We start from the raw sequence: 18,787 nt of genomic DNA, 5'->3' as shown, positions 1-18,787 counted from the left end.
ATATTTGAATTATTGATTCTATTTATTTAAATGATGAATGGTATTTATTTTAAAAATTAATATTAAAATCATTATCTTAATTTTATAAGATCTCTAATATTCATTATTGATTAAATAAATGGTTGCCATTTGAATTTTACATAAAGCCACTGTTAATTGTCTATGAATTGGACAAAATGCCAATAGGCTTCAATGAAATTGCGCGAAAAATGTCTAATCAATCTAAACCCTTATCGCTGATTTTTAATCACAAAGCTGGTTTTCGCATACAGGGGCCAGAAGGCATTTATGAACAGCTGATCGATATATTTTCAGCGCAGGGTTATCAAACTAAAGCTTATGAAATCAATGATTCACAGCAATTTGATAAAATTATGGTTGAGGTGCTTGAACAGCATTTGGCATCTAGCGAGTCAGGAATCATCGTTGCGGCAGGCGGAGATGGCACTTTAAATACAGTCGCCAAACATGTGTTGAATACGCAAATTCCTGTCGGTATTTTGCCTTTAGGGACTTTTAACTATGTGGCCAGATTATTGGGGATTCCGCTGGATTTGCTTGAAGCGGCAAAAGTGATTGCGACAGGACAGCCACAACGTATGAATGTTGCTCGTATCAATCAGGAAATTTATCTGAATAATGCCAGTTTAGGTCTATATCCTTTATTTATTAAAAAACGTGAAGACTATAATCGTATTTTTGGTCGCTTACCGCTACATGCCTATACTTCTGCACTGGATGTTTTAATTCGCGACCGTAAAGAATTAAAACTAAAAATCTGGGTGGATCAAAAGAAATATCCGGTAAAAACACCACTGATTTTTTTTGGCAATAATCCCTTGCAACTGGCGGATATGAAAATGCGCATTGCAGAAGCGGCTGAAAAAGGCAAAGTGGCGGGAGTTGTAGTTTCTAAAAGTGATAAGCTTACTTTATTTAAGCTAGTGTATCAGCTGATTCGTGGCAAGATTGACCAGGCATCGGATGTTTATAGTTTTGCAGCCGATCAAGTTCGAATCGAATCCCGAGCCAAGAAACTGATGGTAGCGATTGATGGGGAAATTGTGGAAATGGCCCCGCCACTCAATATTTCTGTATTAAAAGATAGCCTAAACGTAATGGTGCCACATGATCCTGCATCTATCTGATCTGCATTTTGGAACAGAGAAGCCGGAGTGTTTAGAAGCGATTCGGCATTTCTGTCAGACCCATCCACTTGAAGCCGTCGTCATCAGTGGTGACCTGACTCAGCGCGCACGTTTGGGTCAATTCTTTGCCTGCAAAAAATTTTTAGATCAGCTCAATACGCCTTATATGGTGATCCCGGGGAATCATGATATTCCGCTCTATCATTTGTGGAATCGGCTTTTCAATCCATTTACCCGTTACCAGATTTTTTTTGGTGAATTGGAGCCAATATTTGAAACTGAAAATTTTTATCTGATTGGGGTGAATTCGATCCGACGTCGATATCATACCAAAGGGCATTTATCCCTTGAGCAGATTCAGCGTATTGACCTGACGCTGGCGCAGGCGCCTGCTTCCAAATTAAAAATCATTGTCAGCCATCAGCCTTTTTATGTGCCTTTTCAAAATAAGCGCGGTTTCAAGGACAGCCCATTGATGGCCAAAATTGCTTTAGAGGCCTGGGCAGAGCATGGTCTGTTTGGGGTGTTGCATGGGCATCTGCATCAACCGGCGATTTATGATTTGAATCAGATGTTCGGATTGGGGATGGATCATCCTGTATATGATGTACATGCAGGGACTTCTGCGTCAAATCGTCTACATAAAGATGAACCGAACAGCTTTAATCTGATTGATGCCACAGGAAAAATTTCTCAATATTTATTCGATGAAGTGGCACAAGCCTTTATGTTGAAGGCTGATCTGCCGAATAAATAGACGAAAACCTATGATTCGTTAAAAAAAACCAATTTTTTTTCATTTTTGCCCTTGAAGCGTTTTATTCCATCTCCATAAAAGTGACATCAAAAATTTTTGATGATGACCCATGGAATAATTAAGTCGTCATCAGTGACCTAAAAAAGACTTAGTCTGATGGAGTTATTTATGAGCAACATTCGTCCATTACATGACCGCGTTGTTATTCGTCGTGTTGAAGAAGAAACTAAAACAGCTGGGGGCATTTTACTTCCAGGTTCGGCTGCTGAAAAACCTGCTCAAGGTGAAATCATTGCAGTTGGTAATGGTCAAATCACTGACAATGGCGTACGCGCGTTAGACGTAAAAGTTGGCGACAAAGTATTGTTCGGTACTTATGCAGGCACTACTGTAAAAGTAAACGGCGAAGAGCTTTTAATCATGAAAGAATCTGACATTTTAGCGGTATTAGAAGCTTAATCTGCGCTAAAAAAGTTTTATTCATTCCAAATCAGATTTTGTAAAGATACAACAATATTCGGAGTCAAATATGTCAGCTAAAGACGTAAAATTTGGTGATTCAGCTCGTTCAAAAATGATTGCTGGTGTAAACACCCTTGCAGATGCAGTAAAGGTTACTTTGGGTCCTAAGGGCCGTAACGTTGTTATCGACCGTTCTTTTGGTGCACCGCACATCACTAAAGATGGTGTCACTGTTGCCAAAGAAATTACGCTGAAAGACAAGTTCGAGAACATGGGTGCTCAACTGGTTCGTGAAGTTTCTTCAAAAACCAATGACATCGCAGGTGATGGTACAACGACTGCAACTGTATTGGCACAAGCAATTTTGAATGAAGGCATCAAGTCAGTAACAGCGGGTATGAACCCAATGGACTTGAAACGCGGTATCGATATTGCGGTACGTTCTGTTGTTGAGAATATCAAGGCAACTGCAAAACCAGCATCAGACTCTAAAGCGATTGAGCAAGTAGGTTCGATTTCTGCTAACTCTGACACGACTGTAGGTCAGCTGATTGCGCAAGCAATGGAAAAAGTGGGCAAAGAAGGCGTAATCACGGTTGAAGAAGGTTCAGGCTTCGAAGATTCGCTTGACGTAGTTGAAGGTATGCAGTTTGACCGCGGTTATATTTCTCCGTACTTCGCGAACAAGCAAGATACTTTAACAGCTGAACTTGAAAATCCATTCATTCTTCTTGTTGATAAAAAAATCAGCAATATTCGTGAGTTGATTACAGTACTTGAAGCTGTTGCTAAAACTGGCAAACCGCTTTTAATCATTTCTGAAGATGTTGAAGGCGAAGCGCTTGCGACACTTGTTGTCAACAACATGCGCGGTATTATCAAAGTATGTGCGGTGAAAGCACCTGGTTTTGGTGATCGTCGTAAAGCTATGCTTCAAGACATCGCGATCTTGACTGGCGGTACTGTGATTTCTGAAGAAATCGGCATGCAGCTGGATCAAACGACGCTTGATCACTTGGGTACAGCACATAAAGTAACTGTATCTAAAGAAAATACTGTAATTGTAGATGGTGCTGGTAATGCTGGCCAAATCGCTGACCGTGTACAGCAAATCCGTGCACAGATCGAAGAATCTACTTCAGAATATGACAAAGAAAAACTTCAAGAGCGTGTAGCGAAACTTGCTGGCGGTGTTGCTGTCATCAAAATCGGTGCTGCAACTGAAGTTGCAATGAAAGAGAAAAAAGACCGTGTAGATGACGCGCTTCATGCGACTCGCGCTGCGGTTGAAGAAGGTGTCGTTGCGGGTGGTGGTGTTGCACTAGTACGTGCTGCATCTGCACTTGAAGGCGTAACAGGCGCGAATGATGACCAAAACGTAGGTATCAACATTCTTCGTCGTGCGATTGAAGCACCGCTTCGTCAAATCGTATCTAACGCAGGTGATGAGCCTTCTGTAGTGATCAACGCTGTGAAGAATGGCGAAGGTAACTTCGGTTATAACGCTGCAACTGGCGAATATGGCGATATGCTGGAAATGGGTATTCTTGACCCTGCTAAAGTAACGCGTTCTGCACTTGAGCACGCCGCTTCTGTTGCTGGCTTGATGCTGACCACTGAATGCATGATCACTGAAATCCCAGAAGACAAACCTGCAATGCCTGATATGGGTGGCATGGGTGGTATGGGCGGCATGATGTAATTCATCATCCGAGCATTTCATAAAAAATCCCCGCAATAGCGGGGATTTTTTTATGCGTTTACAAAATTATGATGCGGACTTTTTAACTAATTTATAATTTAAATTACTGTCGATTTTTTTACCTGATTTCATCTCGCGTGCTTCAACAAAATTTTCACCAACAAAGAATTTACGGTTTTCAGCTTTGTTATCTAATGTGATGATTGAAGGATCTTGAGGGTCAAAACTGAAACTACCTTTAGTTTCCGTCTCATTATTTCCAGCTTTACCTAAATATTCCTCATTTAGCTCATAGGTTTTATCCGGATTGAGATCTAACTCGACCTTAATCCCTTCACAGTCAGCACAAGGAAAAACACCTTCGTATTCACCTGCCCAATCTAGCGAAGTTTCTGCGCTATCAGCACGGTTCACACTAGTATCCGCGTTATTTTGCTCCATCATGGCTGGGCTGGGTTGAGCATTATTACTCATCGGCTCATTATCATTGGGCTTTGAACAGGCGGTTAAAGCTCCTGCAAGAACGACTGCTATCGCAGCAGTAAGCGTTAATTTTTTCATTGTTTTAACCCTATTAAATTATTTGTTATGAATTACATTAAAAGTAGTCAGTACAGATAAATAGGGCAATCTTGTTAAAGTTTGATTCATTAGGTGAATGAGGCCAGAGTTATTGATAAGTGAGCAGGATTTAAGAATTTTTAGCCAAGTTTAAAGTCACTTTATGCTGTTTCGTTAACCAATTCTGAACGCTATGATTAGAAAATAATGATAATGCGGAGGGGATAATGAAATTAGAACAAGAAAATAATCTGATTGCAAAAATTTATGATGCTGCTGTATTGCCATCTTTGTGGCTGGACGTGATCAAAGATATCGTGAGCTATACTAAAAGTAAGAGTGCAATTTTTACCGGTCTGGATCAGCTTAATCCAGGCTATGATTTTGTCTATACGCACAATATCCCGAATGAAAGTTTGGCCGCTTATCAAGATGAGCGTATCAGAGTGATTGATATGAAACTGCATATGCCATTATGGAATGCGATCGAGATGGGCGATGCATTGAGTCATAACTGTCAGCACTATGCAGAACAGCCGGGTACGGATCATTATGTTTTCTATGAGAAGTGTTTAAAGCCTGGTGGTGTATCTTATCTGGCGGGCGTATTGCTGGATCGGGGAAATTATCGTTGGGCAGTACTGGGTATTCATCGTGCACCTGAAGTACAGCCTTTTGAACAGCCTGAGCTGGATTTTCTAAGACGTATCAGTATCCATTTACGCCGGGCTTTGCAAATTCACCGGCAAATCAACTTGATTCAACAAGATAATTTAAGCTTGTATACCGTATTGGATAGTTTAAAAACCGGGATTGTACTGCTCGATCAAAACCTGTGTTTAAGTTATTCCAATCCTGTTGCGCAAAAGATGCTTGATCAAAGTTCATGTCTGGATCTGGATATACATAACCGTCTAAAAACCAATTATAGTCAGCAGATACGTTTTGATCAGCTTCTGGAAAGTGCTTTGCTGGAAGATACGACCATTCAAACTGAAGTGGGTGGAGTCCTGGCGTTGAGTGATGGGGCAGGCTCGCAATTCATGCTGACGGTAGTGCCCTTTAAGAAATTAAGAAATATGCAACATTTACAGTCTGCTCAGCATCAGATTGCATTATTTATGACGGATAAAAACCAGCATTATTCCCTGTCAAGAACTTACCTACAACAGTGTTACCAACTTTCCAAACGAGAGTTTGATTTATGTGAGTTGTTAATTAATGGTTATAAAATAGAAGATATTGCAGAACAGTGTGGCATTACGCTGAGTTCGGTACGGACGTATTTTAAAAATATTTATGAAAAAACCCAATGTTGTTCGCAAATCGAACTGATGCATTTATTGATGGGCTGTACCATTCAATTTGAACATATTGATTAAAATGATCCGGTTTAAAGTGAAAATTTAAGATAGTTTCTCCAAATCAATTGACCCGTTCTCAGTTAGACGGGGTTTTGGAGTTTAAGCTAAAGGCAAGAAGGTTATGAGAATATTAATGTCCGTAATCAATTTTCGGCAAGTCTATATTGGGCACATTTAGAGTCCGAATATTCTCATCTTTTGCTTCACCTCAAATAATTAAGACAATAAAGCCATTTGATGGTTTATTTATCAGTGTAATTAAAATATGGGAACTGAAAATTAACTTTTCATTTGAAAAATATAATTATACAAATATAGATTAATTGTTTATTTATTGATCGCTGGCCACTATCTATATTTGTCGAGGTTGCTAAAATTCGCGCAATTTTGAATAGAATTGGTGCGTGACGTGTTTGAGAAGTTGGCAGAACAAAGCCTGAACCTGATGGGTTGGGAAATTGATAACCATTGGCCCCTAGATTTAGACCAATGTGTCATGATTGCTGCTCCTCATACCAGTAATTGGGATGCACTGTATGCGCGATTGGCCTTAAAAGCATTAGGCGTGAATGTTCGCTTAACCATTAAAGACAGTTACATGAAATTGCCATTTGGGCCTTTTGTGCGTGCTATGGGCGGTATCGGGATTGATCGCCGTCCTAAACAGCCGGGTGAGCCTCGTCCGAGTATGGTTCAGGTGATGACGGAATTATTCAAGACCCATCCTAAACTGGTCATGCTAGTCACGCCAGAAGCGACTCGTGCCAAACAGGAACAGTGGAAGACAGGTTTTTACCATGTGGCGATCAATGCAGGTGTGCCGATTGCATTGGCTTATATGGACTATGAAAAGAAGAAAACTGGCGTAGGTAAAATTGTTTATCCGACAGGGGATTATGAAAAAGACATGGCAGAAATCATGGCATTTTATGCAGAGATTCAGCCAAAATTCCCTGAATGCTTCAGCGTAGATCAGCGCTATTATCAGAATTAAAATTGAGTTGAAAAAAAGCAGGAAAATTCTCCTGCTTTTTTATTGCCTAATCATCATGAAGATTGACAGACTTAAGATGCATTTTCAGAAGCGGGTAAAATTCCACCCAGATTTTGGCAGGCATCTTTATAAAGATCATATTGTTGCTCCACCACTTCATGCAGTGGCAGGTCAAACAGCTCTTCACTTTGATGATACTGTTTGATATAAGACTCGACTTTGGATTTGCTGCTATACAACATCTGCTGATAATAGTCGGTCATACTGCTATGTGGCATTTGGGCGGTATCTACCTTGGCACAATGGAAATTTTGCAGTAATTGTTCTGATTTTTTCAAATCGCTGGACATACAACCTGCCAGTAGCAAGGTACTGAGCAATGTCGTGATAAATTTCATGGAAAGTAGACTAAAGGCTTTATGGGAGCGCACTATTGTAGAAGTAAAACCCGGTCACAAAACCTTTTTAATCTACCAAATGGTTAAAAAATAGAACAACAGAATTTGAAAATTCAAGTCCATTCTCTAAACATTTAACCTTTGACCAAGCCACCATCTACAATCAGGTTTTGTCCTGTGACGGCACGTGAATAAGGTGACAAAAACATCAGGATTGCAGCAGCAAATTCTTCTGGTGTAATTACGCGGCGTAAAGGCGTCGATTGAGCAATCAGGTCAAAGACAATGTCAGGTGTGGCCTTACTGGCATCCGTGGTTTGTAACAGGCCACCAGAGAGCATATTCACATTGATGCCATATTGTCCCAAGTCCTGCGCCGTGGTGCGGGTAAAGGCCAATAATGCAGCTTTGGCGGTGGTATAGTCATGATAAGGAACCACCGGATTTTGCACCAGGTTTGTACCAATATTCACGATCCGGCCAAACCCTGCCTGTTTCATATCATCCAGTGCGGCTTGTGTAGTATTTAAGGCAGCCTGTACTGCACCGCTAAATTGCCGTTGCAACATATCCCAAGTCAGCGTTTCTACTTTAGGGCGTGCATCACCATTAAATTCAAATTGAATCAGTGCGTTATTGATTACAGCATGAATCGCTTCCCCGAAATGGGTTTTAGCTGCGGCAAATAAAGCGCGGACCTGATCAGTTTGAGTGACATCTGCCTGATAAATAAATACCTGTTCAGGATACTGCTGGGCCAGCTGTTCAGCTTGCTGCTGACTGCTATGATAATTGACGACCGCGCGCGCGCCCTCAGCCAGTAAAGCCTGAGTAATGGCTAAACCCAAACCACGTGCACCACCAGTAACAAGAACAATCTGATCACGAATCTGCATAATGATGATCTATATTTACAAAGATTGGCCTTAACATAGCAGTTATTTCACCGGATTCAAGCTTTAGCGGGGAAGACAGACTCGGCTTGATCTTGTGTTTAAATGAATTGGGACGCTAATAGAAAACAGCCTGCACTAAAGAGTAAACTTAAGATCATGCGTTTGAACAGTAATTCCGAAATTTTATAAAATAGTTTTGCGCCTAAAATTGCCGGAATACTCACAAAAACAATCAGCAAGGCCATATAGGGTAAATGGCTTTGATTGATCAGGCCTTGCCATACATAAGTACCCAGCGTGAAAAGCTGAATTGCAAAATTAAAGTGCCGTAAAATATAGCGCTGCTGGGTTTTGGGTAATTGTTTTAACATCACCCAGGCCGAAGGAATGGCACCGCAAAAACCGCCCAGTCCTCCTAAAATTCCGCCAATAAAACCGATGCAGCTATCAGTCAATTTTCCTGAATGCTGAATTGTTTTGAATTGCGGATTGAATAGCATCACCGGACACCACAGTACCAGAAAAAATCCCAAGATCATCTTAAAGGTATCTGCTTGAATGATCTGCAACAGATAAGTACCCAGCGGCACGCCAATCAGACCAGCAATCAGATAAGGCAGCACCAACTGCCTGGATAAAACTAGCTGCTTTTTTTCCTGACTGAGTGAAATCACATGACTCCAGATCGAGGCAAATACCAGCAAGGGCGCGGCCAGTTGCGGAGGCAGCACCCAGACCCAGAAAGACATGGCGATCAGGGCAAAGGCAAAGCCGGTCAGCCCCTGGACAAAACCTGCGACCATTGCACCAAGAATAAATAACAGCCAAGTCATAAGGATCAGGTCATAAGCAAAGGCAGCAGTATTCTCAAGATTTAAACAAAAGCCAAGCTTCCATTTAGCTGGATTTATGCAAATGAAAGTTCAAATTCTCATAAAAGCATGAATGCTAAGTAAGAAAAAAGAGGTTTACGGCCATGCATAAAACATGCATAAATCTCTACAAGAGTGCAACAATGGCTCCGTTCACTCTCCATGAACTCGCCTGATACTGACAGAGTGCAGTAAGAGGTGATGGACATGATGAAAAAAGTGATATTACTTTCTGTATTGGCTGTGTCATTGACCGGTTGTGTGGTTGATCCTTGGGATGATGATTATCGTGGCAACAGAGATCGTAATGGACATTATGATCGAGACCACAGAAATCATGACTGGAAAAATAAGGACCATAAAGATCATCGGGATTGGAAACGTGACCGAGATAACCGCGACTGGCGCCGTGATCGTTAATCACAGTCTTTAAATTTGACTGACTACAATGACAAAAAGGATTCCACTGAGGAATCCTTTTTTAATGGCTCTTCAAAACAATTTAAATCAAGAAATACTTTTTTGATAAAGCCCCGCACGAACTGTACCGGCTTTGGTATTTTTAATTAAACGCCATGAGGACGGTAATTTAAGTAATTGTAAATCACGATCTGCTTCTACATAAATATAGGCATTGTCCTTGATCAGAGGATCTGCCTTTAGCGCTAGTTCTTCCCATAAATCCAGGCTATATGGCGGATCTAGAAAAACCAGATCAAACTGTGCCTGAAGGGTAGACAAAGCTTGCTGCGCCGTAGCCACTTTTAATTGTGCACGTGCTTTGGTGACTTTTAAAAGTTCCAGATTTTGGGTCAGAAATTGTGCCTGAGTACGATCCGGCTCAATCATCACCACTGATGCAGCACCACGCGATAATGCCTCAAACGCCAATGCCCCAGAACCGGCACAAATATCCAACACCTGGGCATTTTGTACATCCCACATCAGCCAATTAAACAGTGTTTCCCGAACACGGTCAGGCGTCGGGCGCAAACCCTCAATGCTGGCAAAAGGCAGTTGGCGGCGTTTCCAGTCACCACCAATAATTCGAAGCTGGTTTTTCATCTTTAATCTCGCTCTACCGGTGTCGGAGCAGGTGTTGCTGCGGGAGATGCAGCCGTATTTGCAGAAGTCGGAGCAGCATTGTCGGGCTGGTCACTGGCTGGAACGGCACTAGATGCTGCATCCTGACTCAACATGCCTGCACCACTTGGTAATTCAGCTGGCTTGATTCCGGCCGTCATCAGACCACCACTTAATTGGTGACCTTGTGGGCGGATCGGATTTTTATCTTTATGCAGTAGCCAATAATCAAAAATTGGACGGGCCAAAGCTGTTGCAGCACTACCACCGCGACCATTTTCCAGAATAACTGCAATCGCGATTTCAGGATGTTCAGCAGGTGCAAAACCGACAAACAGACCATGATCCAGCTGACGATCGGTCAATAAGGATTCATTATAGCGCTTGCCCTGAGCAATACTTTTCACCTGTGCCGTACCGGTTTTTCCGGCAATAGAATATTGTAAGCCGCTTTTGATGCTTCGACCTGTACCGGATTGAATCACGTCCACCATCGCATCACGCATCTTGATCCAGTCTTCTTCCTGACCGTTAAAATCGATCTTGCCATGCGTGCCATTATGCACCTTGAACGGTTTGGCACCGCGACTTTCACGCAAAACATGAGGAATGACTTTATTGCCATGATTGGCAGTAATTGCAGTGGCCATAGCCAGCTGTAATGGGGTTGAAGTAAAAGCACCCTGACCAATACTGACGGAAATGGTTTCACCGCGTGACCATTTGGCCTTACGGGTACGCATCTTCCATTCGGGGTTTGGATACAGTCCTGAGCTTTCACTTGGTAAATCCACCCCGGTTTTTTCACCAAAGCCGAACTGACGCATCCAGGTGTTCATTTTTTCAATGCCCATCCGGTAAGACATCACATAGAAATAGGTGTCACAGGAGACGACTTGGGCCTTATGCATATTCACTGCACCATGCCCGGATTTTTTATGGTCACGGAAACGGTGACTGTCTCCCGGCAGGCTAAAATAACCCGGATCGGAAATCGTGGTATCCCAGTCGACCAAACCATGATGCAGACCACCAAGCGCAAACATTGGTTTAATAGTAGAGCCAGGTGGATAAACCCCTTGCACGGCACGATTATATAAAGGTTGATCCAGATTATCACGCAGGAATGAATAATCTTTGGTGCTGATCCCGGTCACAAACAGGTTCGGGTTAAAACTTGGACTGGAGACCAGCGCCAGAATTTCCCCAGTTTTGGGATTCATCGCCACAATCGCGCCACGACGCCCGGCCAGTTGCTCCGAAGCGACTACCTGTAAACCGTAATCCAGTGACAGGAATAGGTCATTACCACGCACCGGGTCTTTACGGCCCAAATGACGCAGCACATTACCAAAGGCATCTGCTTCTACCGATTCATTACCCGGCACACCATGTAAAAGTTCTTCATAGGATTTTTCCACCCCGATTTTTCCGATCAGGTTGGTTCCAGCATAGAGATCCTTATCAATGGCTTTCAGTTCTTTGTCATTAATCCGACCGACATAACCAATCACATGTGCGAACAGGTCACCATGCGGGTAATAGCGGGTCATCTGGGTTTCAATATTCACGCCCGGAAATTGATATTTCACTTCACTGAAACGGGCAATATCATTTTCATTCAGGTTGAGCTTGATTGAAACCCGTTCGGTTTTACGCGCTGTTTTAATCCGGGTTTGAAAGCGTTCTAGGTCTTCTTCGGTCAGTTCCAGAATCGGTTTCAGACGTTCGAGCGTTTGATCGATATCCTGTACGTCGGCACGACTTAAAGTGGCAGTAAATACTGGGTAATTATCGGCCAGTAAGACGCCGTTACGGTCATAAATATAACCGCGCGCTGGCGGTAGGGGTTGCAGACGAATCCGGTTCTCATCAGAAGCTGTAGTAAAGCTTTCAAAGTTGAACAGTTGCAAATAGGCATAGCGGCTGACCAGCAGCAGCATAAAGAAAATGACAATACCCATGGAAATCAAGACTCGACTGCGATAGATGCGCTTTTCTTGTTGTGCATTTTTTAAAGGAAAGTGCTGCTTCATACGCGATCGACTTAAGACCTGAGAGTGGTAGAAAAGAATCAAAGTGGAGTATTCTAACGCAACTACACTTGATTTGATAATGAAAAACTGACCTTGCAATCAGTTCCTTTAAGCTTTGACTTTGCAGACATTAAAATTGTAAAGTGCTGTATATAAGAGTTGTGATAATTTTGCTAGAGTAAAATCTAATAAAAATAGGACTATACCAAAAACTATAATTAAGGAAGATGGTGAAGGAATGAACAAGGTTTACCCTTTGTTAGCGTTTGCATTGTGGGCGAACGGGGCTTATGCACATGATCAAATGAGTACTACTACAACTAAAATAGAGCCTGATCAGGCAAAAGCCTTTAATGTGGGTGTTGGTTTTACCCAGAAATTACTGCATTTAAATACCGAATGGGTGAACCCTTATGGGATTGCTTATGTGAAAGGTGGCGTTTTTCTCGATGATGATCGTACGATTGGCGGTCAGGCGGGCTTTCGTTATCCTGCACATCTCACCGGTAAAGATAAAAATGGTTATTATGTCGGGGTTTATGCCGGTCATATCGATAGCAAACAGGTTGATGGCGAGTATGAAGGCCGTTTAGGTGCTGGCGTTGATTTGGCCTATGTTTTGCTTAGTTCAGAACGGATCAGCAGTTTTAGTATCGGGATCGGTGCCGGAGAGAAACTCGAAGACCAAAATGGTCGTGCTGTGGCTGAAACAGAACCTCGGCTACAATTTTCCTATACTTTAAGTATCGGTTTATAGACAAAATATTCGACCTTATTAATATGTGTATTCTGTGAACAAAAAATTAAATATGGAAGTTATGCATGCTTGAGTACGTCAACGAGTTGTGGCAAACCTTTGTAAACCGCCCGGATTTTTGGGCTGTGCTCAGCATTATTCCAGTGACTGCATTTGTAACCTGGGCTCACGTCTGGATGGCGCTGAAAATGGTCTTTTATCCGATCAATTTTTGGGGTTTTCATCTCGGGCCTTTACCTGTGGGCTGGCAGGGGATTGTGCCACGCAAAGCTGGACGTATTTCAGGCATTATTACCGATAACACGCTGTCAAAATTAGGCTCTATCCGCGAATTTTTACAGGCGATGGATCCGGATGATATGGCACGGATCATTGGCGAGCAGGTCGGTTTCGAGCTGGAACATCTGATTGATGAAGTCATGATGGATCGCAATGCGGTGCTTTGGGAAAACCTACCTTTTGCCATCAAACGCAGGATTTATGCACAAGCGCAAAAACAAATGCCGGCAATTTTGCGTGAATTAGTGACTGAACTGACCATGAACGTCGAGTCACTTGTAGATATGCGTGAAATGGTGGTCAGTCAGATGGAAGGTGACCGCCGGTTAATGGTGCGGATGTTCCTGAAAGTGGGTCAAAAAGAGATCAACTTTATCTGGCATATCAGTGCACTCATCGGGATGTTCTTTGGTATTTTTCAGATGATTGTCTGGTTTGTGGTGCCGTGGCACTGGACTGTACCGTTTTGGGCTGCGATCTGGGGCTTTTTGACCAACTGGATCGCGATCTGGATGGTATTCAACCCGCTCTATCCACATCCGGTGAAGTACCCGCAATTCTTTGCCCGTACCACAAATCGCAAGTTTCCATGGATCAAACCGGTCATTCCGCGTATTGGCACCTATAACATACAAGGTGCATTTATGAAACGTCAGGATGAAGTCTCTGACGTCTTCGCAAGTGTAGTCACAGAAGATCTGATTACGTTAAAATCGATCATGACCGAGATGATGTATGGTGGTAAAAAAGACAAAACCCGCCGCATTGTCAAACGTCATATTAATGAAATTATGGAAACACCCCTGGTTCGGACCTCTTTACAGCTGTCTTTAGGACCAAAAGAGTATGCAAAACTCAAGACGGACTTGATCGATCGCTCGATTGAAATTACGATGGTACCTGTATGCGACCCAGCATTTAATGCGAGCCGTGCACAGAAAATCTATCAAATGTTTAGAGACCGCATACGTGAGTTGACTCCGAAGGAGTTTCAGAATCTTTTACGTCCTGCATTTCAGGAAGATGAATGGATTCTGATTTTATTGGGTGGGGTAACCGGTTTTGTCGCGGGTTTAATCCATTTGTTTGTGGCTTTCTTATAATGAGATGTCGGGGGACACAATCGGGTGATTGTGGTCGTGGCGTCATACATATTGTTTAAATGAGGATGTTTATATATGCGCATTATCTTACTCGGACCACCTGGAGCAGGTAAAGGTACACAAGCTCAGTTGATCTGTAAGCGCTACAATATCCCACAAATTTCAACCGGTGATATGCTCCGTGCTGCAATTCGTGAAGGAACTGAATTAGGTCTACAAGCTAAAAGTGTCATGGACAATGGCGGTTTGGTTTCTGATGAGTTGATCATTGGTCTGGTAAAAGAGCGTATTGCGCAACCTGACTGTGTAAATGGCTGCATTTTTGATGGTTTCCCGCGTACTATTCCTCAAGCAGAAGCTTTGGAAAATGAAGGCATCACTATTGATCACGTGATTGAAATTGATGTACCGGATGAAGAGATCGTACAACGTCTTTCTGGCCGTCGTCAGCACCCGGCATCTGGCCGTGTGTATCACATCGTTTACAATCCGCCAAAAGTGGAAGGTAAGGATGACGAAACGGGTGAAGATCTGGTTCAGCGTCCTGATGACCAGGAAGCAACCATTCGTAAGCGTCTAGGTTCTTACCATACTGAAACCGAGCAACTGGTTGGTTTCTACCAAGGCCGTGCAGCGTCTGGTGAAAATGCACCAACTTATGACAAGCTAAATGGTTTACGTCCAATCGATGAAGTTCAAACTGATCTTTTCGCGATTCTGGATCAGGCAAAATAATCGGCTGACGATGATTTTGACAATCGGAGAGCCCTAAGTCATATTAGGGCTCTTTTTTATTGCGTATTTGAACAGGGTACTTGTTGCTATGAAATTTGGCGTATTGGTGTTGATGGTAGTCTTTCTGGCAGTATTGGTAGGTCTGTTCTATTTCAGTTTTAAAATGCTCAACAAAGTACGTCAGGAAGAACGTGCTGAAAATGCAGCAAAGCGACCTGAGCGCCAGCTCCATCCAAGATTACAAGCCGAACTTGAACAGCGCAAGCAGCAGGAAAAGGCTGAACAAGATCAGGATAAATAATCCATAATAGTTCAGCTCAGCTAAGAATTTGGTTTGAACGAAAAGCACTCTTCTCATAGTCGATAAAAAGGTGACACATTGGTCACCTATTTTTATCCCAGCTTGATCACGCCGTTCTATTCAGCAAGCTCAATATTTTTCACTGCAATTTGGCGGGCTGTACCAAATTCAAACCGATCCGGCCAGTTACATACATCGGATACTACACATTCATGACATTTCGGTTTGCGCGCAATACACGTATAACGACCGTGTAAAATCAGCCAGTGATGTGAATCAATGATAAATTCCTTGGGAATGACTTTGACCAGACGGTGTTCAACTTCCAACACATTTTTGCCAACCGCTAGTCCGGTACGGTTACCGACCCGGAAAATATGCGTATCAACTGCCATGGTCGGCTGACCAAAGGCCGTATTTAGCACCACATTCGCGGTTTTACGACCTACACCCGGCAGGGCTTCTAAGTCTGCACGATTGTCCGGTACCACGCTGTTGTGCTTCTGAATCAGTATCTCGCAGGCTTTAATCACGTTGACCGCTTTCGAGTTATATAAACCAATGGTCTTGATATATTCCTTCAAACCGTCCACACCTAGCGCATAAATTGATTCCGGCGTATTGGCGACTGGAAAGAGTCTGTCCGTGGCTTTGTTAACGCTGACATCGGTGGCTTGAGCAGAGAGCGTGACCGCGACCAGCAATTCAAAAGGACTAGAATAATTTAGTTCGGTTTTCGGATGGGGACGCTGTTCACGCAGGCGTTCAAAAAAGGTCTGAATCTGCTTTTTGGTCATGTTTTTAACAGGCTTGGCCTTTGCTGTGGTCATGTTCTATCCCTGTAAAGCCTGTAATTGCTGTGTCAGTTCTTCCAGTTGGGTACGCTTTCGTACATCTTCACGAACCGAAAGCTGTTTTTCCAGTTTTTTAATTTGGGTACGTAGTTTTGCCAGTTCAATCGTGGTTTTGGAGTCGAGGGCTACAGGTACATGCTCTGGCTTGCTCGCGACTTCAATCACGGGAAGTTGCTCATTTAAAGCTGAGAAACGGGCAAACAGGGCAGTATCGATTTCTGCACGGACCACAGGTCCCTTACGATCGGTACGCCGTTTTTCTTCACGCTGGATGTGCGCATAGTAGCGTTGACGTAAATCCTCCTGTTCCGCTATGCGCTGTGCTTCATTTGGTAAAGGCTGATCATCTTCGACTAGGTCAATACAATCTACCGGACAGGGTGGAATACACAGTTCGCAACCGGTACACAGGTCAGTCAGAATGGTATGCATCAGTTTACCGGAACCAATAATCGCATCGACCGGGCAGGCACTAATGCATTTGGTACAGCCAATACATTCATCTTCACGAATTACGGCTTTGATGCGCTGAGGTCGACCATCGGCTTGAACTGGCCAGACACTTTCTTCTGCCACAAGTTTAGGACGATTTAATAATGCAGCCAAAGCATCGGCAACAGGCTGTCCGCCCGGCACACATTTATTGGCATTTTCCCCCTCAGTAATCGACTGGGCATAAGGTAAACATCCGTCACGGTGACCGCAGAGTCCACATTGGGTTTGAGGGAGTAAAGCGTCAATCGATTGGACCAGAGAAATGGGCGAATTCATGTATAACCAGCGTTACTCATGGCAAGCATGAGAGAGTAAGTGAAACAAAATATGTCGATTCATTAATTTTAACATATTTTTAAACTCCTAAGTCGTGCGCAATTAAGGGTCAACTTGTGCCTTATTATTAGGCATAAATCTGAATGTAAGCCTTGATTCGATTGGCATTTCCTGACATAGAAAAAATTTTCATAATCAATATAAATATTTGTTATCGAATTAATTTTAAAGTATTTTCAAAAAAAGTATTGTAGATTAGTTACAAAAGATATTTAATATTTTGCGCCAAAATTTAACATTGATTGTAAATTTGACCAATTTTGATCCATTTTCTGCTGAGGATTAAGCGTTGAAATACAACACACTTAATGAGTTCCTAGATTACGTAAAATCACGTGATGCACATCAACCAGAATTTCTTCAAGCTGTAGAAGAAGTGATGACCAGTTTGTGGCCGTTCATTGAAAAGAATCCACAATACGCAGCACATGGTTTACTAGAGCGTCTAGTTGAGCCAGAACGTGCGATCCAGTTCCGAGTTTCTTGGGTAGATGACCAAGGTCAGACTCAAGTAAACCGTGCGTTCCGCGTACAATACAACTCAGCGATCGGTCCATTTAAAGGTGGTATGCGTTTCCACCCTTCAGTGAATCTTTCAATCCTAAAATTCTTAGGCTTTGAGCAAACATTTAAAAATGCTTTAACCACACTTCCTATGGGTGGCGGTAAAGGCGGTTCTGATTTTGACCCTAAAGGCAAATCAGAAGGCGAAATCATGCGTTTCTGCCAGGCTTTAATGATCGAGCTGTATCGTCACCTTGGTGCGAACACAGATATCCCTGCAGGTGATATTGGTGTAGGCGGTCGTGAAGTGGGCTACATGGCCGGCATGATGAAAAAATTAAGTAACGATACGGCATGTGTATTCACTGGTAAAGGTTTAACTTTCGGTGGTTCATTGGCACGTCCGGAAGCAACGGGTTACGGTACTGTGTATTTCGCTGAGGAAATGCTCAAGTCTCGTGGCGAAAGTTTCCAAGATAAAGTCGTTGCGATTTCAGGTTCTGGTAACGTTGCGCAATATGCTGCTGAAAAAGCAATGTACCTCGGTGCGAAAGTAGTTTCACTTTCTGACTCTGCGGGTACAGTTCACGTTAAAGACGGTTTCACTGATGCGCTTCTTGCTGAAGTGATGGAACTTAAAAATGTAAAACGTGGCCGTATTTCAGAATTCGCTTCTACACACGGTTTCGAATATCTTGAAGGACAACGTCCTTGGGGTATCAAGTGTGATATCGCATTGCCATGTGCGACTCAAAACGAACTTGATGCAGACGACGCTGCTAAGCTTCTTGCAAACGGTGTAATCTGTGTGGCTGAAGGCGCGAACATGCCTTCTACACTTGAAGCAGTTGAGAAGTTCGTTGAAGCGAAAATTCTTTATGCGCCAGGTAAAGCATCAAATGCAGGTGGTGTGGCAACTTCTGGTCTTGAAATGTCTCAAAACGCATTGCGTTTAGGCTGGACTTTCGAAGAAGTTGACGAGCGCTTACACGCAATCATGAAAGAAATTCACCGCAACTGCGTAAAATTCGGTACTAAAGAAGACGGTACTGTGAACTATGTAGACGGTGCAAACATTGCTGGCTTCGTAAAAGTTGCTGATGCGATGCTTGCTCAAGGTGTATTCTAAGTCTGACTTAGTCTAAGCTGA

General features: G+C 42.9%; 20 protein-coding genes. 12 read left to right on the top strand and 8 right to left on the bottom strand.

What is annotated here, in order from left to right:
- Positions 1-209: 209 nt before the first annotated feature.
- The 4 genes from PV763_RS00735 to groL all read left to right on the top strand — a co-directional run bounded on the left by PV763_RS00735 (position 210) and on the right by groL (position 4,069).
- Entirely contained in the window at positions 210-1,148 is a 939-nt protein-coding gene (locus PV763_RS00735) for a diacylglycerol/lipid kinase family protein (RefSeq protein ID WP_420937211.1), read from the top strand.
- Positions 1,129-1,905 (top strand): metallophosphoesterase family protein, encoded by a 777-nt coding sequence (locus PV763_RS00730; RefSeq protein WP_420937210.1) that lies wholly within the window; start codon positions 1,129-1,131, stop codon positions 1,903-1,905. The genes PV763_RS00735 and PV763_RS00730 overlap by 20 nt, the downstream gene beginning before the upstream one ends.
- Positions 1,906-2,073: 168 nt before the next feature.
- The gene (locus PV763_RS00725; RefSeq protein ID WP_004646315.1) at positions 2,074-2,364 is read left to right on the top strand and encodes a co-chaperone GroES; all 291 of its coding nucleotides are present in this window, start codon (positions 2,074-2,076) and stop codon (positions 2,362-2,364) included.
- Positions 2,365-2,434: 70 nt separating this feature from the next.
- Positions 2,435-4,069, top strand: coding sequence for a chaperonin GroEL (gene groL, locus PV763_RS00720; RefSeq protein WP_004279474.1), 1,635 nt, complete (start codon positions 2,435-2,437; stop codon positions 4,067-4,069).
- 66 nt (positions 4,070-4,135) lie between these two features.
- Here the strand turns inward: groL and PV763_RS00715 are convergent, their stop codons facing one another.
- Positions 4,136-4,630, bottom strand: coding sequence for a copper resistance protein NlpE (locus PV763_RS00715; RefSeq protein WP_004279475.1), 495 nt, complete (start codon positions 4,628-4,630; stop codon positions 4,136-4,138).
- A gap of 227 nt (positions 4,631-4,857) precedes the next feature.
- Between PV763_RS00715 and PV763_RS00710 the strand changes: the two genes are divergently transcribed.
- Both PV763_RS00710 and PV763_RS00705 read left to right on the top strand, forming a co-directional pair.
- Positions 4,858-6,012: a LuxR C-terminal-related transcriptional regulator gene (locus PV763_RS00710; RefSeq protein WP_420937209.1), complete on the top strand. Its 1,155-nt coding sequence runs from the start codon at positions 4,858-4,860 to the stop codon at positions 6,010-6,012.
- 427 nt (positions 6,013-6,439) lie between these two features.
- Positions 6,440-6,988 carry a 1-acyl-sn-glycerol-3-phosphate acyltransferase gene (locus PV763_RS00705; RefSeq protein ID WP_004730226.1) on the top strand — a complete coding sequence of 183 codons (549 nt, stop codon included), beginning with the start codon at positions 6,440-6,442 and terminating at the stop codon, positions 6,986-6,988.
- Between the two features lie 71 nt (positions 6,989-7,059).
- Here PV763_RS00705 and PV763_RS00700 read toward each other — a convergent pair whose 3' ends face one another.
- From PV763_RS00700 to PV763_RS00690, 3 genes are all read right to left on the bottom strand, one after another.
- Entirely contained in the window at positions 7,060-7,386 is a 327-nt protein-coding gene (locus PV763_RS00700) for a hypothetical protein (RefSeq protein WP_420937208.1), read from the bottom strand.
- Between the two features lie 134 nt (positions 7,387-7,520).
- Complete coding sequence (locus PV763_RS00695) at positions 7,521-8,282, bottom strand: 3-oxoacyl-ACP reductase (RefSeq protein ID WP_278357768.1); 762 nt, start codon at positions 8,280-8,282, stop codon at positions 7,521-7,523.
- Between the two features lie 98 nt (positions 8,283-8,380).
- Positions 8,381-9,115 carry a sulfite exporter TauE/SafE family protein gene (locus tag PV763_RS00690; RefSeq protein WP_004730222.1) on the bottom strand — a complete coding sequence of 245 codons (735 nt, stop codon included), beginning with the start codon at positions 9,113-9,115 and terminating at the stop codon, positions 8,381-8,383.
- Between the two features lie 246 nt (positions 9,116-9,361).
- On the opposite strand from PV763_RS00690, the gene PV763_RS00685 reads away from it, so the two are divergent.
- Positions 9,362-9,574 carry a hypothetical protein gene (locus PV763_RS00685; RefSeq protein WP_004646324.1) on the top strand — a complete coding sequence of 71 codons (213 nt, stop codon included), beginning with the start codon at positions 9,362-9,364 and terminating at the stop codon, positions 9,572-9,574.
- An 87-nt stretch (positions 9,575-9,661) separates the two neighbouring features.
- Here PV763_RS00685 and rsmD read toward each other — a convergent pair whose 3' ends face one another.
- Entirely contained in the window at positions 9,662-10,219 is a 558-nt protein-coding gene (rsmD, locus tag PV763_RS00680) for a 16S rRNA (guanine(966)-N(2))-methyltransferase RsmD (protein WP_004279484.1), read from the bottom strand.
- A 2-nt stretch (positions 10,220-10,221) separates the two neighbouring features.
- Complete coding sequence (gene mrdA / locus PV763_RS00675) at positions 10,222-12,273, bottom strand: penicillin-binding protein 2 (RefSeq protein ID WP_420937207.1); 2,052 nt, start codon at positions 12,271-12,273, stop codon at positions 10,222-10,224.
- A 238-nt stretch (positions 12,274-12,511) separates the two neighbouring features.
- Here mrdA and PV763_RS00670 point away from each other — a divergent pair, with 238 nt between their 5' ends.
- From PV763_RS00670 to PV763_RS00655, 4 genes are all read left to right on the top strand, one after another.
- Positions 12,512-13,030: a hypothetical protein gene (locus tag PV763_RS00670; protein ID WP_420937206.1), complete on the top strand. Its 519-nt coding sequence runs from the start codon at positions 12,512-12,514 to the stop codon at positions 13,028-13,030.
- A gap of 65 nt (positions 13,031-13,095) precedes the next feature.
- A complete protein-coding gene (locus PV763_RS00665) occupies positions 13,096-14,412 on the top strand; it encodes a hypothetical protein (protein ID WP_420937205.1) in 1,317 nt (438 codons plus the stop codon).
- Between the two features lie 75 nt (positions 14,413-14,487).
- On the top strand, positions 14,488-15,147 hold the full coding sequence (gene adk / locus PV763_RS00660) for an adenylate kinase (protein ID WP_005262314.1): 660 nt from the start codon (positions 14,488-14,490) through the stop codon (positions 15,145-15,147).
- Between the two features lie 88 nt (positions 15,148-15,235).
- Positions 15,236-15,448 (top strand): hypothetical protein, encoded by a 213-nt coding sequence (locus PV763_RS00655; protein ID WP_180180372.1) that lies wholly within the window; start codon positions 15,236-15,238, stop codon positions 15,446-15,448.
- Positions 15,449-15,564: 116 nt separating this feature from the next.
- Here PV763_RS00655 and nth read toward each other — a convergent pair whose 3' ends face one another.
- Positions 15,565-16,278, bottom strand: a complete 714-nt coding sequence (nth, locus tag PV763_RS00650) for an endonuclease III (RefSeq protein ID WP_420937204.1) — start codon at positions 16,276-16,278, stop codon at positions 15,565-15,567.
- A 3-nt stretch (positions 16,279-16,281) separates the two neighbouring features.
- Positions 16,282-17,073, bottom strand: coding sequence for an RnfABCDGE type electron transport complex subunit B (locus PV763_RS00645; protein WP_420937203.1), 792 nt, complete (start codon positions 17,071-17,073; stop codon positions 16,282-16,284).
- 349 nt (positions 17,074-17,422) lie between these two features.
- Between PV763_RS00645 and gdhA the strand changes: the two genes are divergently transcribed.
- Positions 17,423-18,766 carry an NADP-specific glutamate dehydrogenase gene (gene gdhA, locus PV763_RS00640; protein ID WP_420937202.1) on the top strand — a complete coding sequence of 448 codons (1,344 nt, stop codon included), beginning with the start codon at positions 17,423-17,425 and terminating at the stop codon, positions 18,764-18,766.
- The last annotated feature ends 21 nt before the right edge of the window (positions 18,767-18,787 follow it).

Origin of the sequence: Acinetobacter sp. AS5 (assembly GCF_048957595.1) — a bacterium.
GTDB lineage: Bacteria > Pseudomonadota > Gammaproteobacteria > Pseudomonadales > Moraxellaceae > Acinetobacter.
The sequence above is the reverse complement of the archived record's forward strand: the minus strand, read 5'-3'. Positions and strand labels throughout refer to the sequence as shown.